Here is a 26,621-nt window from a genome sequence, read left to right as displayed (position 1 = left end):
TCAGCCTTTGACGAGTGCAAGAGGACGGCCATCCCCCGGATGGCCGTTTTTGTGTTGGATAGGCGAGATATAACCTGAGATTGTTTCAAAGTCGTCAAGTAGGCTACTTTGTTGTAGAAAACGGCCCCTGAGTCGCCATGACTTCAACCTTTTTGCGGCGAAGGAGACGCTAATGTTTTTTCCAACCATGAAAGGTTTGCCCTTGCATCGGGTGATGATGCGTACGGTCACCGAGTTCGTCGACGACGAGATGTCGACCTATGCCTCGGCGCTGGCCTATCAAATGCTGTTCTCGCTGTTCCCTTTCATCCTGTTCCTGATCGCCCTGATCGGTTTTCTGCATTTGCCGGACTTCTTCTCCTGGTTGCGCCTGCAATCGGAACTGGTTCTGCCGCCGCAGGCGCTGGAGCAGGTGAACCCGGTGATCGACCAGCTTCAGCAGTCCACGGGGGGATTGCTCTCGGTAGGTATCGTGATTGCCCTGTGGACCGCGTCTGCCGGTGTGCGGTTGATGATGAGCGCGATGAACGCCGCGTATGACGTGGTCGAAAGCCGTCCGGCCTGGAAACGTTTTCCGCTGTCGATTTTCTACACCATCGGCATCGCCGGCATGTTGCTGATCGCCGCAGCGCTAATGGTGCTCGGGCCTCAGGTGATGGGGTGGATTGCCTCGCAAGTGGGCCTCGAAGATTTTATCGTGACCGTCTGGACCATCGTCCGCTGGCCGGTGATCGTGATTTTGCTGATGATGGCGGTGGCGCTGATTTACTACGTCATGCCTGACGTCAAACAAGAGTTTCGCTTCATCACTCCGGGGGCGGTGTTGTCCGTGGTGGTCTGGATCATCGCTTCGCTGGGCTTTGCTTTTTACGTTAAAACCTTCGCCAACTACAACGCCATGTATGGCAGTATCGGCGCGATCATCGTGTTACTGCTGTACTTCTATATTTCCGCTGCGGTGATGTTGCTCGGTGCAGAAATGAACGCGGTGATCGAGCACATGTCGCGCGAAGGCAAAGACCCTGGCGAGAAGGTCCCTGGCGAGCATGGCCCCGGCCATGAAGAAAAACAGCACGTTTCGGGACTGGGGCGCGACCACTCAAAGCCGACCACTGACGAAGCCATAAAATGATCCGTGAAATTCTGAAAATGGGCGATGAGCGCCTGCTGCGCATTGCCCCACCGGTGCCGGCAGAAATGTTCGACAGCCCTGAGTTGTGGCAACTGATCGACGACATGTTCCAGACCATGGAAAGCGTCGGCGGAGTTGGCCTGGCCGCACCGCAGATCGGTGTCGACCTGCAACTGGTGATCTTTGGTGTCGAACACAGCGAACGCTATCCGGACGCCGAGGCGGTGCCGCAGACCATTCTGATCAATCCGTTGATCACGCCATTGAGCCCGACCCTCGAAGAAGGTTTCGAAGGCTGCCTGTCGGTGCCGGGCCTGCGTGGTGCGGTGGATCGTTATCAGCAGATTCGTTATGAAGGTTTCGATCCCAAGGGCGAGCCGATCGTGCGCGTTGCCTCGGGATTTCATGCGCGGGTGGTGCAGCATGAATGCGATCACCTGATCGGCCGGTTATACCCGTCGCGAATCAGTGATTTCAGCAAGTTCGGGTTTACCGAGGTGATGTTCCCGGATCTGGACCCAGCGGCAGACGACTGATACCGCCCCTGAATCCACCGCAAAACCAATGTGGGAGCGAGCCTGCTCGCGATGAGACCCTGACAGTCAATATTGATGGTGACTGTCACACCGCTATCGCGAGCAGGCTCGCTCCCACATTCGATCTTCACAGGTCTCTACTGCTTCGGTTCCAACCCCATGGCAATCATCGGTTTGCTACGCGCATAACGGCTCAACCGCTCAGCCATGGCGTAGGGCAGGGGCGGGTCGAACGTAAAACCGCGGCGTTCATAAAAGCCGCGCAAATCCGGATGGCAGAACAACCAGACCGGTTCTTCGAGATGCTTGATGGCGTGGGCGATCAACGTCGCGGCGATCCCTTGTTCGCGACAGCGTGGGTCGACGAACAGCCCGGTCAGCCAATGCCCGCCGGCCACTGGCCGCAAACTTAACGCCGCAATGATCTCATCGCGTTTTGCGACCCACAGCCGAGCGTCGCGGACCGCTTTCATCGACGATTGGTGGGCGCGGTAAAACTTGTTCATCAACGGCCATAAGGGCTCGTCGAGCAAGGTGTACTGGGTGTTGGGCATGGGCCTGGACTGTCAGTGCGCAAAGCGGGTGATTATAAAAGAACGCGGGCGCCGCGATAGGTGTATACCTGATCTCACGTCCCGTATGAGTGGAGTATGTATCATGGCCAAAGGCATGGATTCAAAGAAAGCGGCAAAGAAGAAACCGGCTAAAACCGCCGATGAAAAACGTGCGGACAAGAAGGCCAAGAAGGTGGGCGTGTTCGGCCATTGAGATGTAGATCACACCGGCCCCCGTAGGAGCTGCCGAAGGCTGCGATCTTTTGATCTTGATTTTCAGCGGTCCCCAAAAGATCAAAGTCAAAAGATCGCAGCCTTCGGCATCTCCTACAGGAGGGTGTTGAAATAACCAGATAATCTGCAAGAAATCCCTGCGCCATTGCACAGAGGGGGACTGGTTCCCGATCTGAGCAAAGCCATGCCCCATTACTTCGATGCTGCCCACCGTGAAGAAATCGAAACCCTGCGCCAACGCTTCACCGCTCGCACCGAGTGGCCGACCTGGCTGCTGTTGATCGGCGTGTACGTCGGCTGGTTCAGCATTGTCCTGGGCAGTGACCGGCTGGGTTTGTGGTGGAGCACGTTGTCGCTGATTCCACTGCTGGTGTTGTGGTTGTCGGTGCAGCACGAATTGCTGCACGGCCATCCCACCCGTTGGCAAACGCTGAACAAAGTCCTCGGTTATGCGCCGTTCGCGGTCTGGTATCCCTACACCCTGTACCGCGACAGTCATTTGCGGCATCACCGCGACGAAGACCTGACCCTCCCCGGTCTCGATCCGGAAAGCCGTTACCTGAGCGCTGAACAGTGGCAGCGCAGTTCGCTGTTCGAACAAGGCCTGCACTGGCTGAACAAAACTGTACTGGGTCGCTTCATCCTCGGTGCACCACTGGCCTTGCTGGCGCTGGCCCGTGAAGAGCTGCAACGGCTAAAAACGGGTGAGCGCCACGCCTGGTTGATGTGGCTGACCCACGGTGCGCTGACGCTGCTGATGCTGACGTTCATCGCGCGCTACAGCGTGTTGCCGGTCTGGCATTACCTGCTGTTGATCAGCGTGCCGGCGCTGTCGATCGCGATGATTCGCTCTTACTATGAACACCGTCCGCGCGCCGCACCCGAGCAACGCACCGTCATCAATGAAGCGGCATGGCCGTGGCGTTGGCTGTTCCTGAACCTCAATCTGCATTTGGTGCATCACGATTTGCCGGGCCTGCCCTGGTACGACCTGCCACGGGTCTATCGAGCGCGCCGCGAGCAATGGCTGGCGCGCAGTGACGGGTTTGTGGTGCAGGGTTATGCTCAGTTGATGCGTCAGCATGGGGTGAGGGCGATTGACAGTCCACGGCATCCGTTTCACTAACTGGCGTAAGTCGCGAATGTTGGTATGGCAAATATTGCCAAGATCGCAGCCTTCGGCAGCTCCTACATAGATCGCATTCCTCTGTAGGAGCTGCCGAAGGCTGCGATCTTTTGACTTTAAAGGGTGAAGAAATTTTCGATGACACAACACCTCGCGGAATTACTGATGTACGTCGCTCCCGAGCCGCTCCGCCAAGCCAACGAGCGTTGGCTGGCGCAGATCGTCGAACGGCTCGGCAGCACTCGCCTCGATGCCGAAGGGCTATCGCTGATGGACCTATGGCTGTCCCCGCACCTGCTGCTGACCCAGACCTGCGGCTATCCCTTGATGACGGCCTTGCGTGGTCGCGTCCGGGTCATTGGTCGTCCTCGTTACGAACTTCCAGACAGCAACGGCGGTAACCATTGCAGCCTGTTATTGACTCGCGCCGATGATCCTCGAAGGACCTTGTCGGCCTTTCGGGGCAGTCGCGGTGTGATCAACGGCGAAGACTCCAACAGTGGCATGAACCTGTTGCGCCACCGATTGGCACCGTTGCAGCGCGATGGGGAATTTTTTGCTGCCGTCGCCATCAGCGGTAGCCACCGCGAAAGTCTGCGTTGGCTGCGTGATGACCGGGCGGACCTGGCCGCCATCGACAGCGTGACCTTCGCTTATCTCGCGCAATATGCCCAGGCAGAGGTCGAAGGCCTGCGCGTGTTGGCGCGCACGGCGTTCAGTCCGACGCTGCCCTACATCGCGGCCGCAGACACCACCGATGAGCAGGCTGAACAGCTTCGACGGGTGATGAATCAGGCGTTGAAGGAGCTACCCGACGTCGCTGAGACTTTGGGCCTGCAAGAAGTGCTGCCAGCCACCGAAAGCGACTATCAAGTCATTCTCGATTATCAGCAGGAGGCCGAAGCGCTGGGGTATGGGCGATTGCGTTGACTGAAGGATTGTTCGCGGGCAAGCCTCGCTCTTACGAGACGCGAACCTTGTAGGGCGAGGCTTGCCCGCGAAAGCGATTTTAAATTCCTAAATAGAATATAAAAATTCGTTTTAAGTATTATTAATGAATAAAGCTCCTTGCTAGGATCGCGCCACCGGATCACCGGACATTCAGCGAGCCCTAACCCATGGAGCCTCTATGTCCGGCGCCGACCATTCCCATCGCAACGACGTGGGCGGATTGTTCCGCGCCCACTACGCCTGGCTGTGCGCACGCCTGCGCCGATATTTGGGGGCCAGCCCCAGCGTCGAAGACATCGCCGCCGAAACCTTCGTGCAGTTGCTCGAATCGCCAGGCCTGACGCCAATTCGCGAACCTCGCGCCTTGCTCACCACCATTGCCCATCGGTTGATTTATCAGCTGTGGCGCCGTCGTGATCTGGAACGCCAGCACCTCAATCAACTACCGCCGATTGACCCGCTCGGCGGACCATCGCCTGAAGATCTGGCGCAGTTTTCCCAGGCCCTGACACGCCTTGATCAAACCCTCGAGCGCCTGCCGGGCAAGGTCAGGGCGACCTTCCTGCTGTCGCGAATCGACGGCCTGACCTACCCACAAATCGCCGCCGAACTGGGCATTTCCCAGCGCTCGGTCAGCGTCTACATGACCCGCTCCCGGGCACTGTGCGCCCAGCACAGCGCCAACGAACCCTTGAACCGAACACCCCTGAGCCGATTCCCACTGAACCAGAGGTCCGCATGAGATCGATCAAAACCCTGCTCGGCAGTTCGCTGCTGGTCCTGAGCCTTGTGGCTGGACACGCTCCAGCCGCAGAAAAAACCACGCCCATCCACTTCGGTGACATCACCTGGGAAAGCGGCAGCCTGATCACCGAAATCCTGCGCTTGATTGTCGAGAAAGGTTACGGCTACCCGACTGATACCTTGCCGGGCAGCACCGTCAGCCTCGAAGCAGCATTGGCGAAGAACGATATTCAAGTGATTGGCGAAGAGTGGGCCGGGCGCAGTCCGGCCTGGGTCAAGGCAGCATCGGAGGGCAAAGTGTTTGGTTTGGGCGACACGGTCAAAGGCGCCACCGAAGGTTGGTGGGTGCCGGAATACGTGATCAAGGGAGACCCGGAACGCGGCATTAAACCGCTGGCGCCGGAGCTGAAATCCGTCGCCGACCTGGCGCGCTACAAGGACGTGTTCCGCGACCCGGAAGACCCAAGCCGCGGACGCTTCCTCAACAGCCCGACTGGCTGGACGTCGGAGATCGTCAACAGCCAGAAACTCAAGGCCTATGACCTGACCGCCAGCTACGTCAACTTCCGCACCGGTTCCGGCGCGGCGCTGGATGCCGAGGTCGCTTCATCGATCCGCCGTGGCAAACCGGTGCTGTTTTACTACTGGTCGCCGACGCCATTATTGGGTCGCTTCAAACTGGTGAAACTCGAGGAACCGCCGTTCGATGCTGAAGCCTGGAAGACACTGGCCGATGCCAACAACCCGAACCCCAAGGGCACACGTTCGATGCCGGCCAGCCTGGCCATCGGTGTGTCGGCACCGTTCAAGGCGCAGTACCCGGACTTGGTGGCGTTCTTCGAAAAGGTCGATTTGCCGATCGATCTGCTGAACCAGACCATCGGGCAGATGAGCGAAAAACGCCAGCCACCGCGGCAGGTCGCTGAAGCATTTTTGCGGGATCAACCGCAGATGTGGAAGGCCTGGGTGCCGGGGGAGGTGGCCACGAAGGTGAGTGCGAGTTTGTAAATTCGCCTGGTGTTTCTATGCTGCATGAACCACCGCTATCGCGAGCAGGCTCGCTCCCACATTGGGTAAATGTCGGTCACATATGGGTGGGCCGACATAAATTGCCTGTGGGAGCGAGCCTGCTCGCGATTGATCTAACGCCTTACACCAATTCCGCAGCCAACGCCGCCTTCACGGCCGGCCGCGAATCAACCCTGGCCTGAAACCGCACCAACGCCGGCCATTGATTCAAATCGATGCCAAACACCTGCGTCCAGCGCAACACCGTAAACAGATACGCATCAGCAATACTGAATCCGCCAGCCATCAGATAATCCTGCCTCTCCAACGTCTGACTCAACACGACAAAACGCTTGAACAGCTTCTCTTTGATGAGCGCTTTCACATCATCCGGAAACTGCGAATTGAACAGCCAACCCAGCCCGCCATGAATCTCGGTAGAAACGAAATTCAGCCATTCCTGCAAACGCACCCGCTCGAACGTCCCATTCGCCGGTGCCAGGTTCGCCTCGGGCCGTAGGTCTGCCAGGTATTGCAGAATCGCCGGGCCTTCGGTCAGCACCTCAGCGTTATCCAGCTGCAATGCCGCAACGTAGCCTTTTGGGTTAATGGCCAGGAAGTTTTCGCCGGTGACGGTTTGCTTGGTGCTGTTGTCGACGCGGACCAACTCGAACGGCAAATCCAGTTCGCGCAGCACAATGTGCGGCGCCAATGAGCAGGCTTGCGGGGCGTAATACAACTTCATGGGCAGGGCTCTGGTTGCGGATTTGCGCCAGTGTCATAGTGCGCGGCACGCTCGGTAAAATTAATTTTTCAGAAAACTGCCATTAGGAAAGCTACTGCCATGATGAACCTGATGCACTGGCGAATGGTGGTGGCGGTGGCCGATACCGGCAACATCACCCGGGCCGCCGAGCGGATCGGAATGACCCAGTCCGGTGCCAGTCAGGCGCTGGCACTGATCGAAGAAACCCTGGGCGTTCAGCTGTTCAGCCGGGAAAACCGTCAGACCTTGCCGACCGCCATCGGCTTGTCTGTGATCGAACAGGCGCGAACCATGCTCGGTGCTCTGGAGAACATTCGCAGTACCGTCGACGCCACTAAAGATATCCAGCGCGGGACGATTCGCCTGACCAGTTTCCCGTTGGTGCTGGCGACCTTTCTGCCGCCGCTGCTGCGCCAGTTCAATCGGCTGTACCCCGGCATTCAAGTGGTGGCGCTGGAAGTCAGCGACGATGAAGTGGAAACGTTGCTCAGTGACGGACTGGTGGATGTCGGCGTGGTGTTGAACCCGGCGCCCGCGCGCAATGCCGGTCGTTTGGGGCGTGATGCCTGGGTGGCGGTTTTGCCCGGTGGCCATCCCTTGGCGCGACGCTCGAATGAAGAGGGCGTCTCACTGGCGGAACTGGCGGAGCAACCCTTTGTGCTGGCCACGGGCGGTTGTTCGACCAATGCCCGCAGCCTGGCCACCGATGCGGGGTTGCAGCTGCTCGATGTGCGGGCCGAGGTGCGAGAGTGGAGCAGTGCATTCACCCTCGTGAGGGAAAACATCGGCGTGACCCTGGTGCCGGAAATGACCTTGCCGAGTAATCGTCAAGGCTTGCGCGTAGTGCCTGTGATGCCGCGTATCGATCGCGAATTTGCCTTGGTGATCGCGCCGAACAAAGAACCTTCAGCGGCGGTGCGGGCGTTGTTGGGAATGCTCGCAGATCATCAGTTTTCGGCTGGCTAGCCAGGGAACCGAAAGAGGCCCTTTGACGGGTAATGCCAGTCAGTTCAGAGCAATCTATGTGGGAGCGGGCTTGCTCGCGAAGACGGCGGCACAATCAACATCGATGTCGTCTGATACACCTCTGTCGTCGGAACGCCGCCGAGCGGCAGAGGTCGACCGCCCACCCTCGGGTTACAGCGCAAGAACCACGTTGCCCGGATTCTGGAGACGCACCGTCAAGGAAGCCCAATGGGAATGTCGAACTCCTGAAACGCATCATCCACTGGCCTATAACCCAACACCCGGGTAGTTTCACTGAGGTCCAGGCGTTTGAAACGGTTATTGGAAATACCGTGGGCGATCAGGTGTTGCACACCTTTGACCTCTACCGAGAGTTGCAGCAACTGCACTGCATCACGAGGGCTGAGCCATGCGCTCAGGTCGCGAGCGTTGGTCAATTCGTGATGGTCCGCAAACTCGAAAGCGCCGATGCGTATGGCGATGGTCGAGAGGTTGTGTTTGGCAGCGTAGAACGCACACAACGCTTCGCCATAACACTTGCTGACGCCATACAGATTGGCCGGCATCACCTGCATGCCCGGTGTGATCTGCCGGTCCACCGGATAGCCCTCGATGGTCTGCGCGCTGCTGGCGAACACCAACCGCTTACAACCCGCCGCCACGGCGGCTTCGAACAGGTAAGTGGTGGCCAGAATATTGTTGGGCAGTAACTCATCGAAAGAGGCGGTGGCGTGAGGGATGCCGGCCAGATGCACGATGACGTCGATGCCTTGCAGCACTTCGCTTATGGCGGTGAGGTCGGACAGGTCCAGGCGTACAAAGCGATGCGGTGCATCGACATTGAAGTCGGGCTTGATGCGATCTGTCAGCACGAAGGTGTAGCGGTCCTGCGAAGCTTCGAAAAAGGTTCTGCCAATTCTGCCGCAGGCGCCGGTCAGCAGTACGTTGAGTCCATTCATGGCTTTCTCTTTTTATGGAAGGGTAGAGGGGGCGGGTTTGGCGTTATGGCACGCCGTTGCAGGCGTGTTCCATGAACCCCGGCCGCAGTGCCAGTCGTTGGCAATAGGCGTCGACGGCGGGGTAGTCCGGGCGCTCCATCGGTGTCATCCGCCAGCGGTTGACCGAGAGCCCGATGAGGATATCGGCCAGTGTGAAGTGTGACCCGGCGACATACGCACCGGTCGCCGCGAGTTGCTGTTCGAGGATGCCCATTTTCGCGTTCCAGCCGCGAACGCCATCAGCAATCCGTTGCGAGTCCTGGAAGTTCGGCAGTTGCCGGACCAGCGCAAAAAATGCGTAGCCCCACGACGGGTTGAGTTCGGTGGCTTGCCAATCCATCCATTGCTCTACGCGAGCGCGGGCCGCCGGTTCAATGGGCAACAGGTCAGTGTTTTGGTGTTTGCCGGCCAGGTACCGGCAAATGGTATTGGACTCCCACAGCACGCCGGCTTCATCGATGAGAACCGGCACTTGTGCGTTAGGGTTGAGCTGGAGAAACTCCGGGCTCTGGGTCGATGCGAAGCCGCTGCCCCAGTCTTCGCGTTCGTAGGAAACGCCCAGTTCGTCGCAGGTCCACAGGACTTTTCTGACGTTGATTGACGAGGCCCGACCCAAAATCTTCAGCGTATGTCCCATTGAGCTTCTCCGTTTGCTGTTCCAGGTATCGGAATCTAGCACGCGGAGCGTGGGAATGGTCGTGCGTCAGGTGCTCTCGCGCACCTTCAATTCAAACCCCATATCCTGCACCGGTTTGGTCACTGAATTGCCGGCCAGCAAGGTCAGCATCAGCTCCGCGGAGCGACGGCCAATGGCTTCTCGTGGGGTGCTGATACTGCTCAGGCGCGGGACCATGTGCTCAGACGCCGGCAAGTCATTGAAGCCGAGGATCGCCACGCGCTCGGGGATCTTGATGCCATTGCGCAACGCCTCGAGCAACGCGCCCTGGGCCAGGTCGTCGTTGCCGAAGAAGATCGCATCGACGTCTGGATGGGCAGCGAGCAGTTGCAGGAACAGTTCGCCGCCCAGACCCACCGAGGAGGCTCGCGGTGTCAGCACTTCCAGGGCCGGATCATACAAACCGGCCTTTTGCAGCGCGCGACGGAAGCCTTCGCCGCGTAGCAGCGTGCGTTGATCCAGTTGTGCGCCGATATAGGCCAGGCGTTTGCGACCGCGGGAGAGCAAATGCTCGGCAGCGGTTTCGCCGGCGGCGACTTGCGAAAAGCCGACACAATTGAGCCCCGCCGCGCTGTCCAGTTCCATCATGTACACGCAGGGAATGTTGCTGGCCTCGATCATCCGCCGCGAACTTTCGGTGCGGTCGAAACCGGTCAGCAACAAGCCGCGAGGCTGATAAGCCATGTAATTGCGCAGCAGGTTTTCTTCTTCATCACGCGAGTAATGGAAGTTGCCGATCAGCACTTCGAAGCCCTTTGGTCGTAAAACCTGATGAATGGCTTCCAGCGTGTCGATGAACAGCAGGTTGGACAATGACGGCACCAAAACCACCACGGAATGGCTCTGGGCCGAGGCTAATGCGCGGGCGGCGGGGTTGACCACGTAGTTCAGGTCGAGGGCGGCCTTCTGGACTTTTTCCACCAATTCGGTGGCCACCGTGCTGACGCCGCGCAGGGCGCGGGACGCGGTAATCGGGCTGACACCCGCCAGGCGCGCGACTTCGTTGAGGGTAGGGCGGCCAGTGGTGCGAGTATTTTTATCGTTTTTAGGGGTATTCATCGGACGGCTTGCCAAACAAAATTCAAGGCACTAAGGTAGCGCTGTCTCGATGCAGCTGCAAATGCGTGAACGAGGTTTGCCTGATCCTCGCTTTTTTGGCTTCGAGAACGAACATGCTGCAACCCACAAAAATGACAAGAAGGCGTCGGCAACTTCTGCTTTTGCACTTGAGTCTTACGTAGCAAAGGTAGCGCTGTCTGCGTGCTGAGGTGTTACATGAATCATCCCATCACCGCCCTGGTCATCATGGGCGTTGCCGGTTGCGGCAAGACCTGCGTCAGCCAGTCCCTGTGCCAGCTTAGCGGCGCGACCGCCATTGAAGGCGACACTTTCCACCCTGCCGCCAATATCGAAAAGATGAGCGCGGGTATCCCGCTGAACGATGAAGACCGTGCCGGCTGGCTCGACAGCCTGTGCGATGAACTGCGCCGCGTCGATGCCAAGGGCGAGCGCCCGGTGCTGACTTGCTCGGCCCTCAAACACAGTTACCGCGAACGCTTGCGCTGTGCCTTGCCGGGCCTGGGCTTCGTTTTCCTTGAGCTGACCCCCGAAGTCGCCGCTGATCGTGTGTCTCATCGGCCGGGCCACTTCATGCCGTCGACCTTGATCGACAGCCAGTTCGCCACACTTGAATCGCCCGTTGGTGAGCCCCTGACCCTGGCTCTGGATGCTTCAAGTCACAGTGTCGATGAATTGGCCGCTCTGGCCCACCGTTGGTGGCTCGATCATGGCTTGAAACTCGCCAGTTGAGTTTTGCTGCGAAAGATAGCGCTGTCCTGACGGCTTTTGAATAACCGCTTTTTATAACAACAACAAACAGGAGACACCCCCTTATGTTTGGCATGTCCCACGAGACCTTTCTGCTGCTCGATGCAGTGGTCACGGTGATCGGACTTATCGTCCTGATCACCAAGTTCAAGTTTCACCCCTTCATCGCCCTGATCATTGCCGCAGCTTTTCTCGGGCTGACCTCCGGCATGCCGATCGGCACCATCATCAAGGCGTTCCAGGACGGCTTCGGCGGGGTGCTCGGTTTCGTCGGGATCATCCTGGCGCTGGGCACGATGCTCGGCAAAATGATGGCCGAGTCGGGCGGGGCGGACCAGATCGCCCAGACCCTGATTCGCGCGTTCGGCAAGGACAAGGTGCAGTGGGCCATGATGTTCGCGGCCTTCCTGGTCGGCATCCCGCTGTTCTTCGAAATCGGCTTTGTGCTGTTGATCCCGCTGGTGTTCATCGTTGCCCGGCGTACTGGCGTGTCGATCATCAAGATCGGTATCCCGTTGCTGGCCGGTCTGTCCGCCGTGCACGGCCTGGTTCCGCCGCATCCGGGTCCGTTGCTGGCGATCGGCGTGTTCGGTGCCGACATTGGTAAAACCATTCTCTACGGCCTGATCGTTGCCCTGCCGACGGCCATCATCGCCGGCCCGATCTACGGCACGTTCATTGCCAAGTACATTCCGGGTCATCCTAACCAGGAACTGGTCGATCAACTGGCGCGTGATAACGATTCTGCCGATCTCCCGAGCTTCGCCATCACCTTGATCACCGTGCTGTCGCCGGTGTTCCTGATGCTGCTCAAGACTTTTGCCGATGTGGCGCTGCCGGACGGCAACTTCTTTCGCACTTTCATGGACCTGATCGGTCATCCGATCTCGGCACTGTTGCTGGCGTTGCTGCTGTCGCTGTACACCTTCGGTTACAAGCAGGGCATTAGCTCCAACCAGATGCTCAAATGGTTGGATGCCAGCCTTGCGCCAACCGCCGCCATCATCCTGATCATCGGTGCCGGTGGTGGCTTCAAGCAGATGCTGGTGACCAGCGGCGTTGGTAATGTCATCGGCAACATGGCGGTGGCTGCACAAATCTCGCCGATTTTGCTGGCCTGGCTGGTGGCGGCGGTAATTCGTATCGCGACCGGTTCGGCGACCGTGGCGACCATTACTGGCGCGGGCATCGTGGTGCCGGTGGTGGGGATGATTCCGGGTGTGAACCGTGAGCTGCTGGTGTTGGCCACCGGTGCCGGTTCGTTGATCCTGTCCCACGTCAACGACGCCGGTTTCTGGCTGGTGAAGCAGTACTTCAACATGACCGTGGCGGAAACCTTCAAGACCTGGACCGCGATGGAAACCATCCTGTCCGTGGTGGGCCTGGGCTTCATCCTGCTGTTGTCGTTGTTCGTCTAAGCACACCGCAAAACCAAATGTGGGAGCGAGCCTGCTCGCGATGAGGGCTTAACATTCAGCGAAGATGTTGAATGTAAGTCCGCTATCGCGAGCAGGCTCGCTCCCACAGTGTTATGTGTCAGGTCTCAGGATTTGCTGACAAGCCCATCCGCCCGGAACATCCCGCGAATCCCGCGCACGGCCTGACGAATCCGGTCCTGGTTTTCGATCAGCGCGAAGCGCACATGATCATCCCCATACTCGCCAAATCCCACACCCGGCGAGACGCAAACCTTGGCCTCAGCCAGCAGTTTCTTGGCGAATTCCAGCGAGCCCATGTGTGCATAAGCCTCGGGAATCTTGGCCCAGACATACATCGAGGCTTTCGGGTTTTCGACCATCCAGCCCAGTTCATGCAGGCCTTTGACCAGCACGTTGCGCCGCTGCCGATACTGATCGGCAATGTCTTTGACGCATTGCTGATCGCCTTCCAGTGCCGCGATGGCAGCGACTTGCAGCGGAGTAAACGTGCCGTAGTCGTGGTAGCTCTTGATCCGCGCCAAAGCGTTGACCAGCTCCGGGTTGCCGACCATGAAACCGATGCGCCAGCCTGCCATGTTGTAGCTCTTGGACAGGGTGAAAAACTCCACCGCGATGTCCTTGGCGCCGGGTACTTGCATGATCGACGGGGCTTTCCAGCCGTCGTAGACAATGTCGGCGTAGGCCAGGTCGTGCACCACCAAAACGTCGTACTGTTTGGCGAGGGCAATCACCCGCTCGAAGAAGTCCAGCTCCACACACTGGGCGGTGGGGTTGGACGGGAAACCGAGGATCATCATTTTCGGTTTCGGGATCGAGCCGCGAATCGCCCGTTCCAGCTCGGCGAAGAAATCCACGCCAGGGATCAGCGGCACCGACCGCACCTGGGCGCCAGCAATCACGGCACCGTAGATGTGAATCGGGTAGCTGGGGTTCGGCACCAGCACGGTGTCACCCTGATCGAGGGTGGCCAGCATCAAATGCGCCAGACCTTCCTTCGAACCGATGGTGACGATGGCTTCGGTTTCCGGGTCGATGTCAACTTCGTAGCGATCCTTGTACCAGTTGGAAATCGCCCGGCGCAGGCGCGGAATCCCTTTGGACGTGGAATAGCCGTGGGTGTCTTCACGCTGGGCAACGGTGACGAGTTTTTCGACGATGTGCGGCGGCGTGGCGCCGTCGGGGTTGCCCATGCTCAAGTCGATGATGTCTTCGCCACGACGACGGGCGGCCATCTTCAGCTCGGCAGTGATGTTGAAAACGTAAGGGGGGAGTCGATCTATGCGCGCAAAGCGGCGCGGCGAACCTTGTTCGGCCATTGTTGCCTCGGATAACGTAAGCGCCCGGAACCGTCCGAGCGACGCTGGCCACTGCGGTGGCCTGTGGCGGAATGTAAGGGCAGTCGTGGCAAACTGTCTAGCCTGCGCATCAATAAATTTTCCCAAGGATATGGTCGATGGAATTTACCAGTGGCTTCTTGTTGAGCCTTTCGCTGTGCCTGGACATCGGCGTGGCCAATATCGCGATGATCACGGGTGTTGTGGATCGGCGGGTCGGCGCTGCTGCTGTACTTCGCGGCAAAGATGATTTATTCGGCGATCCACCATGAAGCGCTGTTGGCACAGACCGCTGAAGTCGGCCACAACTCCCACCGCAAGGAGTTCTTTCGCGGGATTTTTCTCGCCATGTCATCACCCAGCGCCATTCTCTGGTTCGCCGCGGTGGGCGGCACGCTGATCGCCCGTTCCGGTGGCGGTGATGCGCTCAGCTCGGCGCTGTTTCTCGGTGGTTTCTTGTGCGCCGGGGTGCTTTGGTGTGTCGGTCTGTGCTTCGCTGCGAGCCACGGCGGCAAATTGCTCGGTGACAAACTGCTGCGTTATTCCTACATGGCATCGGCCGCGATCTTCTGCTATTTCGCGGCCTACGTGATCCTGTCGGGTTATAACGAGTTTATCGGTCCAAGCGCCATCGAACAGTTGCACGCACTGTAATTGGGCGAATCAGGTTTGGCTTCTATACTCCCAGCCGAACCCACCTTTTCAGTACCAGGAGTTGAGTCATGGATGAGCAAACAGGCGTCGAAACGGCCGAGCCACGCTTTGAAAACGGGCACTTCATGCTCATAGCGGGGCTTGGTGGACGATTTACTGCGGATACCACCAAAGCGATCCCCGACTTGTGGGAGAAATTCATTCCCGAGATTGGAAAAATTCCCGGCCAGAAAAGCGAAGTAACCTACGGCATCTGCTGTAATCCGGATGGCAAGGGTGGTTTCGAATACATCGCCGGTGTCGAAATCAGCAAGCTCGACGACCTGCCCGATAAGTACCGCTGGATCGAAGTTCAGCCTCAGAAGTATGCAGTCTTCGAGCACAAGGGCTCTCTGGATGCCTTGCCCCAGACCTTTCAATACATCTGGAAAACCTGGTTGCCGAAGTCCGGCCATGAAGCGGCGGACGCTCCAGAGTTCGAACGCTACAGCGACGACTTCAACCCGAAGCTCAATACCGGCGTGCTGGAAATCTGGCTGCCGCTCAAAGCCTGATTACGCCATCGAGAGGCGGCTCAACTGGCCGCCTCTCGATACGGCACTGATGCTATTTGCCCTTGTTCATCCGTCGCGCCCGCAACAGGTCGATCGATAAGGTGACGAAGCCGAAAGTGCTGATGCCCAACAGCACAAGAAGACCGATCTGAACGCTGCTCATGGTGTGTTCCCCTAATGGTGACTAGAGACAGGGAACACAAATACCCCCGGGCGATGCGCAATGACAGCGACTATACGAAGGCTTTACGACGCCCGTCGTGATCGATATGAACACCTTATTAATTTATGATTCCCAGCCTTCCCACGCCGATTCCGAGCTGCCATGAACACCGTCATCCGCCACGTCATTCCCGCTGACCTGGACCGCTGTTACGCCATCGAAACCGTTGCCTACGAAGGCGATGAAGCCGCCACCCGCGAGAAAATCGCCACCCGCATCGCCACCTGGCACGAGGGCTTCATCGTTGCTGAGGTGGATGGCGTTGTCGCCGGCTTCATCAATTCCGGCGCGGCGTTTGAGGTGGAAATGTCGGACGAGGCGTTCAAGGAACTGATCGGCCACGACCCGGCCGGCCCGTACGTAGTGATCATGTCGGTGGTGGTGCATCCGGACTACCAAGGGCAGGGCTTGGCGAAACGCTTGCTCGGTGAGTTTATCCAGCGCATGCGCGCACTGAACAAGGCCAGCATCCATCTGATGTGCAAAGAGCGGCACATTCCACTCTATGCCGGGTTTGGTTTTGCCTACATCAAGCCTTCGGCGTCGGACCATGGCGGGATGGCATGGCATGAGATGTTATTGACGCTCTGACCAGAGGACGGCGTAGATCCAGTGTGGGAGCGAGCCTGCTCGCGATGACGGCGGTACATTCAACATCAATGTTGGCTGACCCGCCGCTATCGCGAGCAGGCTCGCTCCCACAGGAACTGCGGTGTTCAAGTCCTTAACTGATCGGCATTGGTGCAAGCCCCACAGGTTCGGCGTTGATCACAAGCCTCAATCGATTCCGACAAACCCACCAGTCTGGTGCTGCCACAACCGCGCATACAAACCGCCATGGGCCAGCAGTTCGGCGTGGCTGCCGGTTTCGGCGATCTTGCCGTTTTCCAGCACCACCAACCGATCCATCCGCGCGATGGTCGAGAGGCGGTGGGCGATGGCGATCACGGTCTTGCCCTGCATCAGAGTTTCGAGGCTCTCCTGAATCGCCGCTTCGACTTCCGAGTCCAGTGCCGAGGTGGCTTCGTCCATGATCAGGATCGGCGCGTCCTTGAGCAGCACACGAGCGATGGCGATCCGCTGACGCTGGCCACCGGAGAGTTTCACCCCGCGTTCACCGACGTGAGCATCGAAACCGGTGCGGCCTTCAGAGTCCGATAGCAGCGGGATGAATCCGTCGGCACGGGCCTTGTGCACTGCTTCCCAGAGTTCGGCGTCGGTGGCGTCGGGTTTGCCGTACAGCAAATTGTCGCGGATCGAACGGTGCAGCAGCGAGGTGTCCTGGGTGATCATGCCGATGCGTTCGCGCAGGCTTTCCTGGCCGACTTCGGCGATGTTCTGGCCATCGATGAGAATCCGCCCGCCCTGCACGTCATAGAGACGCAGCAGCAGATTGACCAACGTCGATTTGCCGGCACCGGACGGGCCGATCAGGCCGATTTTCTCGCCGGGTTTGATGGTCAGGTTGAGGTCGCCGATGATCCCGCTTTTCTTGCCGTAGTGAAAATCGACGTGATCGAAACGCACCTCGCCACGCGCCACATTCAAAGGCTTGGCCTGCTCGCGGTCGGTGATGCTGACTGGCTGGGAAATGGTCTGCAAACCGTCCTGAACCATGCCGATGTTTTCGAAAATGCCAGTGACCACCCACATGATCCAGCCAGACATGTTGACGATGCGGATCACCAAGCCTGTGGCCAAGGCAATTGCACCCACTGAGATCAGCGACTGCGTCCACAGCCACAGCGCGAGGCCAGTGGTACTGACGATCAGCAGGCCGTTCATGCTGGTGATGGCCACGTCCATGCTGGTCACCACACGGCCGGCCAGTTGGGCTTTTTCGGTTTGCTCCTTGATCGCTTCGCGGGCGTATTGCTGCTCGAAGTTGGTGTGGGCGAACAGCTTCAGGGTGGTGATGTTGGTGTAGCCATCGACGATCCGCCCCATGAGTTTGGAGCGCGCATCGGACGACACCACCGAGCGTTCCTTGACCCGTGGCACGAAGTAGTAGAGGGCGCCGATGAAGGCGGCGATCCAGGTCAGCAGCGGGATCATCAGGCGCCAGTCGGCTTCGGCGAACAGCACCAGCGAACTGATCGCGTAGATCAGCACATGCCATAACGCGTCCACCGCTTGCACAGCCGAATCGCGCAACGAGTTGCCGGTCTGCATGATGCGTTGGGCGATGCGCCCGGCGAAGTCGTTCTGGAAGAAATTGAGGCTCTGTTTGAGCACGTAACTGTGGTTTTGCCAGCGGATCAGGCTGGTCAGGCTGGGGCTCAAGGTCTGGTGCACCAGCAAGTCATGCAGGCCGACGAATATGGGGCGCAGGACCAGCGCAACCACCGCCATCCAGGCCAGTTCGATGCCGTGTTCCTTGAAAAAATTGACGTTGGGCGTGCCTTGCGCGAGGTCGATGATGCGGCTCAGGTAGCTGAACAGCGCCACTTCGATCAGCGCGCCGAACAGGCCGACGATCAGCAGGACGGCGAAACTCGGCCAGACCTGCTTCAAGTAGTAGGTGTAGAAGGGGAGAACCCGATCCGGCGGAGCCGCCGTCGGTGCATCGCGGAAAATGTCGATCAGTTTTTCAAAACGGCGATAAAGCATCAGTTCTTCGCCCGCGCACGGGCTCTCCTTTAAACGATATGAGCGGCGCCGGAAGAACCGACGGCCGCTCAAAACTCCCTGTTCAGCTTAGTCTCAGTCGATGCGCTTGGCCGACTTGATGAACACGGGATCGGCAGGCACGTCTTTCATGCCGCTTTTGGTGGTGGTCTGGGAGTTGACGATGACATCGACGATGTCCATGCCTTTAACGACCTTACCGAACACGGCATAGCCGTCGCCCTGGTCCAGGAAATCGTTGTCTTTGACGTTGATGAAGAACTGGCTGGTGGCTGAGTCCGGCACTGAGGTGCGGGCCATGGAAAGCGTGCCACGCACGTTATGCAGGCCGTTTTTGGATTCGTTCTTGATCGGCGCCTTGGTTTCTTTTTGCTGCATCTGTTGAGTAAAACCGCCGCCCTGGACCATGAACCCAGGAATCACACGGTGAAAAATCGTGTTGTTGTAGAAGCCGCTGTCGACGTACTCAAGGAAGTTCTTGGTACTGATCGGCGCCTTGACCGGGTCCAGTTCGATTTCGATCTGGCCGTTGGTGGTTTCCAGCAGCACGTGCGGCGCCTTGGCGGGCGTGGCGGCCATCAGGTTGGCGGCAAACAGAACGGAGCCGGCGACGAGGGCGATTTTTTTCAGCATAAGTCAGTGATCCTGAGTGGTGGTGTCGACTGCGGTGAGAAATTCGAGCAGCGTTTGGTTGAAACGTTCGGGTTGATCCAGCGGGGTGGCGTGGCGCGAGTCGGCGATCACCACCAGCCGCGCATCGGGCAGCAGTTTTACATAGGTTTCTTTCAACGCGACCGGGGAGTAGTCACGGTCGGCGCTGACGATGAGGGTTGGACAGGAGACCTTGGAAAGTCGTTCCTGAACCCCCCAGCCAACGATGGCATCGAAGCTGGCGAGATAAGCACGTTTGTCGTTTTTTGCCCAGCGCGCCGCCATTTTTTGTCGTAGCGAAGCTTGTTCGGGCTTGGGAAACAGTTTGGCGCCCAAGGCCTTGCCGATGGTGCCCATGCTCAGCGCGCGCATCAGGCTCCAGCGCTTGAACCACTGCCAGTAATCGTTACGGCTGCGCAGTTTGACCTCGGGGGCACTGTTGACGATGCACAGACTCTTGAGCAGTTGTGGCTGATCGACGGCCAATTGAAAACCGATCATCCCGCCCATGGACAAGCCCACGTAGTGAACAGGGCCGAGTTTCAAATGTTCGATCAGCTCTATCAGGTCGGCGCTGAATCCGGCGATGCTGTAGCGCTCTCGGGGTTTGTCGGAGCGCCCGTGGCCGCGCACATCCGCCACGATCACCCGATGATGGGCTGCGAGCGCGGGGATCTGCATTTCCCAGTCCAGGGTGCTGGAACCCAACCCGTGAACCAGCAGCAACGGCGTGCCTTGGCCATATTCCTCATAGTGCAGGTTGCAACCTTCATGTTCGAAATAAGCCATGGGTACACTCCGTGTCAGGCTTGCTCAGGGGCGGCGAAGGGCGCATCCAGCGGCGCAGTATCGAAGGTGCGCAGCAGTTCGATGAGAATCTGCGTGGCCGGGCCCAAGGGTTTGTCCTTGTTCGAATACAGATAGAAGCTCGGGTTGCGGCTGCCACCCTGATCCAACGGTAGCACTTTGAGCGTACCTTCCTTGAGTTCGCGCTCGATCATGTGCCGGGGCAGCCAGGCGAAGCCCAGGCCGCTGCTGACGAAAGTCGCGGCGGTGGCCAGGCTGCCGACGGTCCAGCGTTGTTCGGCGCCGAGCCAGCCGACGTCTCGCGGTTGCTGACGGCCGGAGTCGCGGATCACCACTTGCATCTGGCTTTCCAGGTCCTGGAAGTTCAGTTCGCGGCTCAGGCGATGCAAGGGATGCTCGGGGTGGGCGACCGCGATGAACTCGACATCGCTCAATTCCGCGCCCAGATACCCGGGAATACTGAATCCGGTGATGGCCAGATCCGCCACGCCTTCGAGCAGCACTTCTTCGACACCCGACAACACTTCTTCGCGCAGACGCACCCTGCAGCCACGGCTTTGTGGCATGAACGCAGTCAGTGCGCGAACGAGGCGGGCGCTGGGGTAGGCAGCGTCGACCACCAACCGCACTTCCGCTTCCCAGCCTTGCTCCATGTGATGGGCCAGGTCTTCCAGTTGACTGGCCTGTTTCACCAGTTGCCGGGAACGGCGCAGCAGCACGCCGCCAGCCTCGGTAAGCACCGCTTTGCGGCCGTCGATGCGTAACAGCGGCACACCGAGCTGGTCCTGCATGCGCGCTACGGTGTAGCTGACCGACGATTGCGAGCGGTGCAGCACTTCGGCGGCCTGGGCGAAACCGCCGTGATCGACCACGGCCTGCAATGTTCGCCATTGATCAAGGGTCACGCGGGGCGCTTTCATGTTGAGCTCCTCTTGTCCTAAGCTGGCAGTCCTTATTGGAGGCTGCTGAATGAAAAAACTTTGTTGTGTGATAGCGGGTTGTGCGGTGTTGGCAATGCTGCCGCTGACTGCGTTTGCTTATCCGATCGACGTTCAAAAGCAATTGAACGGCTTGAGCATCGACTACAACGCCTTTGATACAGATGCCGATATCGCCTCCATTCAGGTGAACAACTACGGCAGCACCGATGCGATCTGCAAGGTGGTTTTCAACAATGGTCCGGAAGCGCCGCGTAACCGCACAATCGAAGTGCCCGCCGGCAAGCACAAAAACGCCACCGCCAAGTTCACCCGGACCATCATCAAGATGCGTATCAAATTGACCTGCACCCCGAAATGACCTCGAGCGGCTGTGGGAGCACTGTGGCGAGGGGGCTTGCCCCCGTTGGGCGGCGAAGCAGCCCCAAACTCTGATACCAAAGATCTTGTGAGTGTTATGCACTCAAACGGGGGCAAGCCCCCTCACCACACTAGCTCCCACAGGACATGCTCCGCTTATAAACGAATTTATCGATGCTTTATAGCAGTTATTTGCGCTTTTTCATCGATATGACTCTGTTTAACCTTCACTCCATCGACCTACAGCATTCTCAGATGGAGGCTACATCCCATGTCCCGCGTTCTGATCATCGAAAGCAGCGCCCGTCAGCAAGACTCGGTTTCCCGCCAGCTGACCCAGACCTTCATCAGCCAATGGAAAGCCGCACACCCGGCCGACCAGATCACCGTCCGTGACCTGGCCACCACCCCGGTGCCGCACCTGGACATCAACTTGCTGGGCGGCTGGATGAAACCTGCCGAACAACGCAATGACATCGAACAAGCCTCGCTGGAACGCTCCAACCTGCTGACCGATGAACTGCTGGCCGCCGACGTACTGGTAATGGCCGCGCCGATGTACAACTTCGCCATTCCGAGCACCCTCAAAGCCTGGCTCGACCACGTGCTGCGTGCCGGCGTGACGTTCAAGTACACCGAAACCGGCCCGCAAGGTTTGCTCAACGGCAAGCGTGCTTATGTGCTGACCGCTCGCGGTGGTATCCATGCCGGAGCCACCTCGGATCACCAGGAACCGTACCTGCGTCAGGTCATGGCTTTCGTCGGCATCCACGACGTAACGTTTATTCACGCCGAAGGCATGAACCTGGGCGGCGGCTTCCAGGAGAAAGGCTTGAACCAGGCCAACGCCAAGCTTTCCCAGGTCGCCTGACACGTTAATCGCCAGATAATCGCTGGAGGGTCTAGTGACCTGGCGCAACCCTTCAAGCCTGTACGCGCATCGAACCTCCCTTTGCACTTGTTGCTCCTGAGTGCTCTAGCCCGATTGAACGCATTAGCGAGATCGGGCTTTTTTTTGCCTGCGATTTAGTGAATGAGCACACAACCCCCTGTGGGAGCGAGGCTGCTCGCGATAGCGGTGTGTCAGCCAACATCAATGTTGAATGTAACGCCGTCATCGCGAGCAGGCTCGCTCCCACAGGGGGTTGTGTGTTGCCTGGCGATTCGCGATGACGGGCAAAAAACGCTATCGTCGCCGCCATTCGAAATGAGGCGAGCATGGGCTATCTACTTTTTGTCACGCTGATCCAGGCGTTTTCCTTCAGCTTGATCGGCGAATACCTGGCCGGGCATGTCGACAGTTACTTCGCGGTGCTGGTGCGGGTGTTGCTGGCGGGGCTGGTGTTCATTCCGCTGACGCGCTGGCGTCAGGTCGAGCCGGCGTTCATGCGTGGCATGTTGTTGATCGGCGCCTTGCAGTTCGGCGTGACTTACGTTTGTTTGTATTTGAGCTTCCGGGTACTGACGGTGCCGGAGGTGTTGCTGTTCACCATCCTCACGCCGCTGCATGTGACCCTGATCGAAGACGCGCTGAACCGGCGCTTCAATCCGTGGGCCTTGATTGCTGCACTGGTGGCAGTGGCGGGCGCGGCAGTGATTCGCTTTGACCGGATCAACCCGGACTTCTTCATGGGCTTTCTATTGCTGCAACTGGCCAACTTCACCTACGCCGCCGGGCAGGTGCTCTACAAACATCTGGTGGCCCGTCATCCGAGCGATCTGCCGCATTACCGGCGCTTCGGCTACTTCTACCTGGGCGCGTTGGCGGTGGCGTTGCCGGCGTTTCTGCTGTTCGGCAAACAGAACTTCCTGCCTGAAGCGCCGCTGCAATGGGGCGTGCTGCTGTTCCTCGGCCTGGTCTCGACCGCGCTGGGTTTGTACTGGTGGAACAAGGGCGCGTGCCTGGTGAACGGCGGGACGCTGGCGGTGATGAACAACCTGCATGTGCCAGTGGGGTTGCTGATCAACTTGCTGATCTGGAATCAGCATGAAGAACTGGGACGGTTGTTGTTTGGCGGGATGGTGATTCTGATGGCGGTGTGGATTAGTCGGTTGGGTTCAGGCCGACCGCAATCCGCTCTTCGTAGGAGCGAGGCTTGCCCGCGAAGGCGGTGTATCAGCTGACATCAATGTTGCCTGACACACCGCTTTCGCGGGCAAGCCTCGCTCCTACAGGGGGAGGCGGTGTTACATGACGTGTTTTTCGGGCTCGGGAATGTGGCTCGCGCCCAACACCGCCGGGAGCAATCCCGACCGCAGATCCCCACCGCTCGGCTGCTGATAAAGGCTCAAGCCAAACTCCGGCAATACCGCCAGCAGGTAATCGAAAATATCCCCCTGAATCCGCTCGTAATCGGCCCACACGGTGGTGCGGGTGAAGCAGTAGATTTCCAGCGGGATGCCCTGAGCGGTGGTCTGCATCTGGCGAACCATGCAGGTCATGTTCGGCTGAATCTCCGGGTGACTCTTCAGATACGCCAGCGCATAGGCGCGGAAGGTGCCGATGTTGGTCATCCGCCGGCGGTTGGCCGACATCGCCGCGACGTTGCCCTGAGCTTCGTTCCAGGCCTTGAGCTCGGCTTTCTTGCGGCTCATGTAGTCGGTCAGCAGATGCACCTGGGACAGTTTCAGCTCTTCATCATCGCGAATAAACCGTACGCCGCTGGCGTCGATGAACAGGCTGCGCTTTATCCGGCGCCCACCGGACTGTTGCATGCCGCGCCAGTTCTTGAACGACTCGGACATCAGGCGCCAGGTCGGGATCGACACAATCGTTTTGTCGAAATTCTGCACCTTGACCGTGTGCAAGGTGATGTCCACCACGTCACCGTCGGCACCCACTTGTGGCATCTCGATCCAGTCACCGACCCGCAGCATGTCGTTGCTGGTCAGTTGCACACTGGCGACGAACGACAGCAGGGTGTCTTTGTAGACCAACAGAATCACCGCCGACATGGCGCCCAGACCCGAGAGCAGCAACAGCGGCGAACGGTCGATCAACGTGGCGACGATGATGATCGCGCCAAACACGAACAACACCATTTTCGCCAGTTGCACGTAGCCTTTGATCGAACGGGTGCGGGCGTGTTCGGTGCGGGCGTAGATGTCCAGCAGGGCATTGAGCAATGCGCTGACGGCTAGCACCAGGAACAGAATGGTGAACGCCAGCGCTACGTTGCCGAGGAAGTTCAGACTGGTCTTGCCCAACTCCGGCACCAGGTGCAGGCCGAACTGGATCACCAGCGAGGGCGTCATCTGCGCCAGGCGATGAAACACCTTGTTGTGGCGAAAATCGGTGAGCCAGTGCAACGACGGCTGGCGACCGAGCATTTTGGTCGTGTGAAGAATTAGGTAACGCGCCACTCGTCCGAGCACCAGTGCCACTACCAGCAGCAACATCAGCGCGAGCGTGGAATGCAGGAGCGGGTGCTGATCGAGGGCACCCCAGAGGTCTTGGGCGTTGAGCCAGAGCTGTTTGATATCCATGGAAAAACGGTTCTTCTGTTGGACGCGACGGGGCGATTAGAGCATTTAAGACGTTCCGGATGACGTTTTGAGACAAAACAGGCAACAAAAAAACCACTGTTTGCAGCCGTTTGTATAAAGAAACTCGGCCTTCGCGCTCGAAACCGTTACCCTATGCAGCTGTTTTTTTGTATATCTTCGAGGTAGCACCCGTGTTTTCCCAATTCGCCCTGCACGAACGCCTGCTCAAAGCCGTGGCCGAGCTTAAATTTGTCGAGCCAACGCCTGTGCAAGCAGCGGCTATCCCGCTCGCGCTCCAGGGGCGTGACCTGCGGGTGACAGCGCAAACCGGTAGCGGCAAAACCGCTGCATTCGTTTTGCCGATCCTCAACCGCTTGATCGGCCCGGCCAAAGTCCGCGTCAGCATCAAGACCCTGATCCTGCTGCCGACCCGCGAGCTGGCCCAGCAGACCATCAAGGAAGTCGAGCGCTTCGCTCAGTTCACCTTCATCAAGTCCGGCCTGATCACCGGCGGTGAAGACTTCAAGGTCCAGGCCGCCATGCTGCGCAAGGTGCCGGACATCCTGATCGGTACGCCGGGCCGGATGATCGAGCAATTGAACGCCGGCAACCTCGACCTCAAAGAAGTCGAAGTGCTGGTGCTCGACGAAGCCGACCGCATGCTCGACATGGGCTTTGCCGAAGACGTGCAGCGTCTGGTGGAAGAGTGCACCAACCGTCAGCAGACCATGCTGTTCTCCGCCACCACCGGCGGTTCGGGCCTGCGCGAGATGGTCGCCAAGGTGCTGAACAACCCTGAACACTTGCAGCTGAACAACGTCAGCGATCTGAACGCCACCACTCGTCAACAGATCATCACCGCCGACCACAATCAGCACAAAGAACAGATCGTGAACTGGCTGCTGGCCAACGAGACCTATCAGAAGGCCATCGTGTTCACCAACACCCGGGCCATGGCCGACCGTATTTACGGCCGCCTGGTAGCGCAGGAATACAAAGCGTTCGTGCTGCACGGTGACAAAGACCAGAAGGATCGCAAGCTGGCCATCGATCGCCTGAAGCAGGGCGGCGTGAAAATCCTGGTTGCCACCGACGTCGCTGCCCGTGGCCTGGACGTGGAAGGCCTGGACCTGGTGATCAACTTCGACATGCCGCGCAGCGGCGACGAATACGTTCACCGCATCGGTCGCACCGGTCGCGCCGGCAATGATGGCCTGGCCATCTCGCTGATCTGCCATGGCGACTGGAACCTGATGTCGAGCGTCGAGCGCTACCTCAAGCAGAGCTTCGAGCGCCGCACCATCAAGGAAGTCAAAGGCACCTACGGCGGACCGAAAAAGGTCAAGGCCTCGGGCAAAGCCGTTGGCGTGAAGAAGAAAAAAGTCGACGCCAAAGGCGACAAGAAGAAAACCGGTGCCAAGGCTCCGACCAAGCGCAAGATCGCCAACCGCCCGAAGACCGACGCCCTATCGCTGGTCAGCAAGGACGGCATGGCCCCGCTCAAGCGCCGCAAGCCGGAAGCACCGGCTGCTGAATAAAGCGCGGTAGCGCTCCCATAAAAAACCCGGACAGTGTCCGGGTTTTTTTACGTCTGAAAATCGCAGCAGCTCCTACAGCTGCACGCGCAAACCCGTGTAGGAGCTGCCGAAGGCTGCGATCTTTTGATCTTGCCGTTTAACCCTCGGCTTTCTTCTCCGCCGACTGCAACTCCTTGAGACGCTGATCAATCAACTGGCACTTGTCCGGCAAATCCTTGCTGGCCGTCTCCAGGTCCATCTTCTGCAACTCATCATTGATCTCCTTGGCCTTGGCCGGGTTCTGCTCAGTGATCTTGGCGACTTCCCTGGCCAATTGTTCGCGCTTGGCGGTGGCTTCGTCGGGCGGGCAGGCCCAAACGGGGAGGGCACAGGCGAGAGTGGCGGCGAGGGTCAGTTTCAGCAGGGTGGTTTTCATGAGTGGGCCTCATTGATCAATGTCACGGCGTTATTGAGTGGAGGGTTTTTCCACCCGGAAAGTTCAGGCTGTGGAC

General features: G+C 58.8%; 27 protein-coding genes and 1 pseudogene. 16 read left to right on the top strand and 12 right to left on the bottom strand.

Annotated elements, in window-relative coordinates:
- Window positions 1-172: 172 nt before the first annotated feature.
- Both ACYZT2_RS21805 and def read left to right on the top strand, forming a co-directional pair.
- Window positions 173-1,132 carry a YihY/virulence factor BrkB family protein gene (locus ACYZT2_RS21805; RefSeq protein WP_461967250.1) on the top strand — a complete coding sequence of 320 codons (960 nt, stop codon included), beginning with the start codon at window positions 173-175 and terminating at the stop codon, window positions 1,130-1,132.
- A complete protein-coding gene (gene def, locus ACYZT2_RS21800; RefSeq protein ID WP_461967248.1) occupies window positions 1,129-1,668 on the top strand; it encodes a peptide deformylase in 540 nt (179 codons plus the stop codon). The genes ACYZT2_RS21805 and def overlap by 4 nt, the downstream gene beginning before the upstream one ends.
- A 137-nt stretch (window positions 1,669-1,805) precedes the next feature.
- On the opposite strand, the gene ACYZT2_RS21795 is transcribed toward def, so the two are convergent.
- The gene (locus ACYZT2_RS21795; protein WP_461967246.1) at window positions 1,806-2,222 is read right to left on the bottom strand and encodes a GNAT family N-acetyltransferase; all 417 of its coding nucleotides are present in this window, start codon (window positions 2,220-2,222) and stop codon (window positions 1,806-1,808) included.
- 418 nt (window positions 2,223-2,640) lie between these two features.
- Between ACYZT2_RS21795 and ACYZT2_RS21790 the strand changes: the two genes are divergently transcribed.
- The 4 genes from ACYZT2_RS21790 to ACYZT2_RS21775 all read left to right on the top strand — a co-directional run bounded on the left by ACYZT2_RS21790 (window position 2,641) and on the right by ACYZT2_RS21775 (window position 6,285).
- The gene (locus ACYZT2_RS21790) at window positions 2,641-3,582 is read left to right on the top strand and encodes a fatty acid desaturase (protein WP_461967244.1); all 942 of its coding nucleotides are present in this window, start codon (window positions 2,641-2,643) and stop codon (window positions 3,580-3,582) included.
- A gap of 138 nt (window positions 3,583-3,720) precedes the next feature.
- On the top strand, window positions 3,721-4,512 hold the full coding sequence (locus ACYZT2_RS21785) for a phosphate/phosphite/phosphonate ABC transporter substrate-binding protein (RefSeq protein ID WP_461967242.1): 792 nt from the start codon (window positions 3,721-3,723) through the stop codon (window positions 4,510-4,512).
- 199 nt (window positions 4,513-4,711) lie between these two features.
- Window positions 4,712-5,275: a sigma-70 family RNA polymerase sigma factor gene (locus ACYZT2_RS21780; RefSeq protein ID WP_461967240.1), complete on the top strand. Its 564-nt coding sequence runs from the start codon at window positions 4,712-4,714 to the stop codon at window positions 5,273-5,275.
- On the top strand, window positions 5,272-6,285 hold the full coding sequence (locus ACYZT2_RS21775; protein WP_461967238.1) for an ABC transporter substrate-binding protein: 1,014 nt from the start codon (window positions 5,272-5,274) through the stop codon (window positions 6,283-6,285). The genes ACYZT2_RS21780 and ACYZT2_RS21775 overlap by 4 nt, the downstream gene beginning before the upstream one ends.
- 142 nt (window positions 6,286-6,427) lie before the next feature.
- Here the strand turns inward: ACYZT2_RS21775 and gstA are convergent, their stop codons facing one another.
- Window positions 6,428-7,030, bottom strand: coding sequence for a glutathione transferase GstA (gene gstA / locus ACYZT2_RS21770; protein WP_461967236.1), 603 nt, complete (start codon window positions 7,028-7,030; stop codon window positions 6,428-6,430).
- A gap of 99 nt (window positions 7,031-7,129) precedes the next feature.
- On the opposite strand from gstA, the gene ACYZT2_RS21765 reads away from it, so the two are divergent.
- On the top strand, window positions 7,130-8,017 hold the full coding sequence (locus ACYZT2_RS21765; RefSeq protein WP_461967234.1) for a LysR family transcriptional regulator: 888 nt from the start codon (window positions 7,130-7,132) through the stop codon (window positions 8,015-8,017).
- Between the two features lie 215 nt (window positions 8,018-8,232).
- Here the strand turns inward: ACYZT2_RS21765 and ACYZT2_RS21760 are convergent, their stop codons facing one another.
- The 3 genes from ACYZT2_RS21760 to gntR form a co-directional block, all read right to left on the bottom strand.
- Window positions 8,233-8,976 (bottom strand): NAD-dependent epimerase/dehydratase family protein, encoded by a 744-nt coding sequence (locus ACYZT2_RS21760; RefSeq protein WP_461967232.1) that lies wholly within the window; start codon window positions 8,974-8,976, stop codon window positions 8,233-8,235.
- A gap of 43 nt (window positions 8,977-9,019) precedes the next feature.
- Window positions 9,020-9,652: a glutathione S-transferase family protein gene (locus tag ACYZT2_RS21755; RefSeq protein WP_461967230.1), complete on the bottom strand. Its 633-nt coding sequence runs from the start codon at window positions 9,650-9,652 to the stop codon at window positions 9,020-9,022.
- A 66-nt stretch (window positions 9,653-9,718) separates the two neighbouring features.
- Window positions 9,719-10,750, bottom strand: coding sequence for an HTH-type transcriptional regulator GntR (gene gntR, locus ACYZT2_RS21750; protein WP_429378350.1), 1,032 nt, complete (start codon window positions 10,748-10,750; stop codon window positions 9,719-9,721).
- Between the two features lie 216 nt (window positions 10,751-10,966).
- On the opposite strand from gntR, the gene ACYZT2_RS21745 reads away from it, so the two are divergent.
- Entirely contained in the window at window positions 10,967-11,500 is a 534-nt protein-coding gene (locus ACYZT2_RS21745) for a gluconokinase (RefSeq protein WP_461967227.1), read from the top strand.
- Between the two features lie 83 nt (window positions 11,501-11,583).
- Window positions 11,584-12,936 (top strand): GntP family permease, encoded by a 1,353-nt coding sequence (locus ACYZT2_RS21740; protein ID WP_461967225.1) that lies wholly within the window; start codon window positions 11,584-11,586, stop codon window positions 12,934-12,936.
- A gap of 125 nt (window positions 12,937-13,061) precedes the next feature.
- Here ACYZT2_RS21740 and alaC read toward each other — a convergent pair whose 3' ends face one another.
- Complete coding sequence (gene alaC, locus ACYZT2_RS21735; protein ID WP_461967223.1) at window positions 13,062-14,273, bottom strand: alanine transaminase; 1,212 nt, start codon at window positions 14,271-14,273, stop codon at window positions 13,062-13,064.
- 137 nt (window positions 14,274-14,410) lie between these two features.
- Between alaC and ACYZT2_RS21730 the strand changes: the two are divergent.
- The 3 genes and pseudogenes from ACYZT2_RS21730 to ACYZT2_RS21720 all read left to right on the top strand — a co-directional run bounded on the left by ACYZT2_RS21730 (window position 14,411) and on the right by ACYZT2_RS21720 (window position 16,313).
- Window positions 14,411-14,945, top strand: a pseudogene (locus ACYZT2_RS21730) (LysE family transporter).
- Between the two features lie 68 nt (window positions 14,946-15,013).
- Window positions 15,014-15,499 carry a GyrI-like domain-containing protein gene (locus tag ACYZT2_RS21725; RefSeq protein ID WP_461967221.1) on the top strand — a complete coding sequence of 162 codons (486 nt, stop codon included), beginning with the start codon at window positions 15,014-15,016 and terminating at the stop codon, window positions 15,497-15,499.
- 325 nt (window positions 15,500-15,824) lie between these two features.
- On the top strand, window positions 15,825-16,313 hold the full coding sequence (locus tag ACYZT2_RS21720) for a GNAT family N-acetyltransferase (protein WP_461967219.1): 489 nt from the start codon (window positions 15,825-15,827) through the stop codon (window positions 16,311-16,313).
- Between the two features lie 186 nt (window positions 16,314-16,499).
- On the opposite strand, the gene ACYZT2_RS21715 is transcribed toward ACYZT2_RS21720, so the two are convergent.
- From ACYZT2_RS21715 to ACYZT2_RS21700, 4 genes are all read right to left on the bottom strand, one after another.
- Entirely contained in the window at window positions 16,500-18,332 is a 1,833-nt protein-coding gene (locus tag ACYZT2_RS21715) for an ABC transporter ATP-binding protein (protein ID WP_461967217.1), read from the bottom strand.
- Between the two features lie 93 nt (window positions 18,333-18,425).
- On the bottom strand, window positions 18,426-18,983 hold the full coding sequence (locus tag ACYZT2_RS21710; RefSeq protein WP_461967215.1) for a peptidylprolyl isomerase: 558 nt from the start codon (window positions 18,981-18,983) through the stop codon (window positions 18,426-18,428).
- Between the two features lie 3 nt (window positions 18,984-18,986).
- Window positions 18,987-19,790, bottom strand: coding sequence for an alpha/beta fold hydrolase (locus tag ACYZT2_RS21705; RefSeq protein WP_461967213.1), 804 nt, complete (start codon window positions 19,788-19,790; stop codon window positions 18,987-18,989).
- Window positions 19,791-19,804: 14 nt separating this feature from the next.
- A complete protein-coding gene (locus ACYZT2_RS21700; RefSeq protein ID WP_461967211.1) occupies window positions 19,805-20,728 on the bottom strand; it encodes a LysR family transcriptional regulator in 924 nt (307 codons plus the stop codon).
- A gap of 49 nt (window positions 20,729-20,777) precedes the next feature.
- Here ACYZT2_RS21700 and ACYZT2_RS21695 point away from each other — a divergent pair, with 49 nt between their 5' ends.
- From ACYZT2_RS21695 to ACYZT2_RS21685, 3 genes are all read left to right on the top strand, one after another.
- The gene (locus ACYZT2_RS21695) at window positions 20,778-21,107 is read left to right on the top strand and encodes a 3-phosphoglycerate kinase (protein WP_461967209.1); all 330 of its coding nucleotides are present in this window, start codon (window positions 20,778-20,780) and stop codon (window positions 21,105-21,107) included.
- 270 nt (window positions 21,108-21,377) lie between these two features.
- Complete coding sequence (locus ACYZT2_RS21690) at window positions 21,378-21,977, top strand: FMN-dependent NADH-azoreductase (RefSeq protein ID WP_461967207.1); 600 nt, start codon at window positions 21,378-21,380, stop codon at window positions 21,975-21,977.
- Between the two features lie 347 nt (window positions 21,978-22,324).
- The gene (locus ACYZT2_RS21685; RefSeq protein ID WP_461967205.1) at window positions 22,325-23,230 is read left to right on the top strand and encodes a carboxylate/amino acid/amine transporter; all 906 of its coding nucleotides are present in this window, start codon (window positions 22,325-22,327) and stop codon (window positions 23,228-23,230) included.
- A 63-nt stretch (window positions 23,231-23,293) separates the two neighbouring features.
- On the opposite strand, the gene ACYZT2_RS21680 is transcribed toward ACYZT2_RS21685, so the two are convergent.
- Window positions 23,294-24,592 (bottom strand): mechanosensitive ion channel family protein, encoded by a 1,299-nt coding sequence (locus ACYZT2_RS21680; RefSeq protein ID WP_461967203.1) that lies wholly within the window; start codon window positions 24,590-24,592, stop codon window positions 23,294-23,296.
- A 191-nt stretch (window positions 24,593-24,783) separates the two neighbouring features.
- On the opposite strand from ACYZT2_RS21680, the gene ACYZT2_RS21675 reads away from it, so the two are divergent.
- Window positions 24,784-26,130, top strand: coding sequence for a DEAD/DEAH box helicase (locus ACYZT2_RS21675; protein ID WP_008153197.1), 1,347 nt, complete (start codon window positions 24,784-24,786; stop codon window positions 26,128-26,130).
- 136 nt (window positions 26,131-26,266) lie between these two features.
- On the opposite strand, the gene ACYZT2_RS21670 is transcribed toward ACYZT2_RS21675, so the two are convergent.
- Entirely contained in the window at window positions 26,267-26,545 is a 279-nt protein-coding gene (locus ACYZT2_RS21670) for a hypothetical protein (protein ID WP_461967201.1), read from the bottom strand.
- Window positions 26,546-26,621 lie beyond the last annotated feature (76 nt).

The sequence above is a fragment of the Pseudomonas sp. MDT1-85 genome, assembly GCF_054898065.1.
The sequence above is the reverse complement of the archived record's forward strand: the minus strand, read 5'-3'. Positions and strand labels throughout refer to the sequence as shown.

Excerpts from the sequence above, each read along its gene's own strand:
- ACYZT2_RS21805 (WP_461967250.1), top strand. The coding sequence starts at position 173 with ATGTTTTTTCCAACCATGAAAGGTTTGCCCTTGCATCGGGTGATGATG.
- def (WP_461967248.1), top strand. The coding sequence starts at position 1,129 with ATGATCCGTGAAATTCTGAAAATGGGCGATGAGCGCCTGCTGCGCATT.
- ACYZT2_RS21795 (WP_461967246.1), bottom strand. The coding sequence starts at position 2,222 with ATGCCCAACACCCAGTACACCTTGCTCGACGAGCCCTTATGGCCGTTG.
- ACYZT2_RS21790 (WP_461967244.1), top strand. The coding sequence starts at position 2,641 with ATGCCCCATTACTTCGATGCTGCCCACCGTGAAGAAATCGAAACCCTG.
- ACYZT2_RS21785 (WP_461967242.1), top strand. The coding sequence starts at position 3,721 with ATGACACAACACCTCGCGGAATTACTGATGTACGTCGCTCCCGAGCCG.
- ACYZT2_RS21780 (WP_461967240.1), top strand. The coding sequence starts at position 4,712 with ATGTCCGGCGCCGACCATTCCCATCGCAACGACGTGGGCGGATTGTTC.
- ACYZT2_RS21775 (WP_461967238.1), top strand. The coding sequence starts at position 5,272 with ATGAGATCGATCAAAACCCTGCTCGGCAGTTCGCTGCTGGTCCTGAGC.
- gstA (WP_461967236.1), bottom strand. The coding sequence starts at position 7,030 with ATGAAGTTGTATTACGCCCCGCAAGCCTGCTCATTGGCGCCGCACATT.
- ACYZT2_RS21765 (WP_461967234.1), top strand. The coding sequence starts at position 7,130 with ATGATGAACCTGATGCACTGGCGAATGGTGGTGGCGGTGGCCGATACC.
- ACYZT2_RS21760 (WP_461967232.1), bottom strand. The coding sequence starts at position 8,976 with ATGAATGGACTCAACGTACTGCTGACCGGCGCCTGCGGCAGAATTGGC.
- ACYZT2_RS21755 (WP_461967230.1), bottom strand. The coding sequence starts at position 9,652 with ATGGGACATACGCTGAAGATTTTGGGTCGGGCCTCGTCAATCAACGTC.
- gntR (WP_429378350.1), bottom strand. The coding sequence starts at position 10,750 with ATGAATACCCCTAAAAACGATAAAAATACTCGCACCACTGGCCGCCCT.
- ACYZT2_RS21745 (WP_461967227.1), top strand. The coding sequence starts at position 10,967 with ATGAATCATCCCATCACCGCCCTGGTCATCATGGGCGTTGCCGGTTGC.
- ACYZT2_RS21740 (WP_461967225.1), top strand. The coding sequence starts at position 11,584 with ATGTTTGGCATGTCCCACGAGACCTTTCTGCTGCTCGATGCAGTGGTC.
- alaC (WP_461967223.1), bottom strand. The coding sequence starts at position 14,273 with ATGGCCGAACAAGGTTCGCCGCGCCGCTTTGCGCGCATAGATCGACTC.
- ACYZT2_RS21725 (WP_461967221.1), top strand. The coding sequence starts at position 15,014 with ATGGATGAGCAAACAGGCGTCGAAACGGCCGAGCCACGCTTTGAAAAC.
- ACYZT2_RS21720 (WP_461967219.1), top strand. The coding sequence starts at position 15,825 with ATGAACACCGTCATCCGCCACGTCATTCCCGCTGACCTGGACCGCTGT.
- ACYZT2_RS21715 (WP_461967217.1), bottom strand. The coding sequence starts at position 18,332 with ATGCTTTATCGCCGTTTTGAAAAACTGATCGACATTTTCCGCGATGCA.
- ACYZT2_RS21710 (WP_461967215.1), bottom strand. The coding sequence starts at position 18,983 with ATGCTGAAAAAAATCGCCCTCGTCGCCGGCTCCGTTCTGTTTGCCGCC.
- ACYZT2_RS21705 (WP_461967213.1), bottom strand. The coding sequence starts at position 19,790 with ATGGCTTATTTCGAACATGAAGGTTGCAACCTGCACTATGAGGAATAT.
- ACYZT2_RS21700 (WP_461967211.1), bottom strand. The coding sequence starts at position 20,728 with ATGAAAGCGCCCCGCGTGACCCTTGATCAATGGCGAACATTGCAGGCC.
- ACYZT2_RS21695 (WP_461967209.1), top strand. The coding sequence starts at position 20,778 with ATGAAAAAACTTTGTTGTGTGATAGCGGGTTGTGCGGTGTTGGCAATG.
- ACYZT2_RS21690 (WP_461967207.1), top strand. The coding sequence starts at position 21,378 with ATGTCCCGCGTTCTGATCATCGAAAGCAGCGCCCGTCAGCAAGACTCG.
- ACYZT2_RS21685 (WP_461967205.1), top strand. The coding sequence starts at position 22,325 with ATGGGCTATCTACTTTTTGTCACGCTGATCCAGGCGTTTTCCTTCAGC.
- ACYZT2_RS21680 (WP_461967203.1), bottom strand. The coding sequence starts at position 24,592 with ATGGATATCAAACAGCTCTGGCTCAACGCCCAAGACCTCTGGGGTGCC.
- ACYZT2_RS21670 (WP_461967201.1), bottom strand. The coding sequence starts at position 26,545 with ATGAAAACCACCCTGCTGAAACTGACCCTCGCCGCCACTCTCGCCTGT.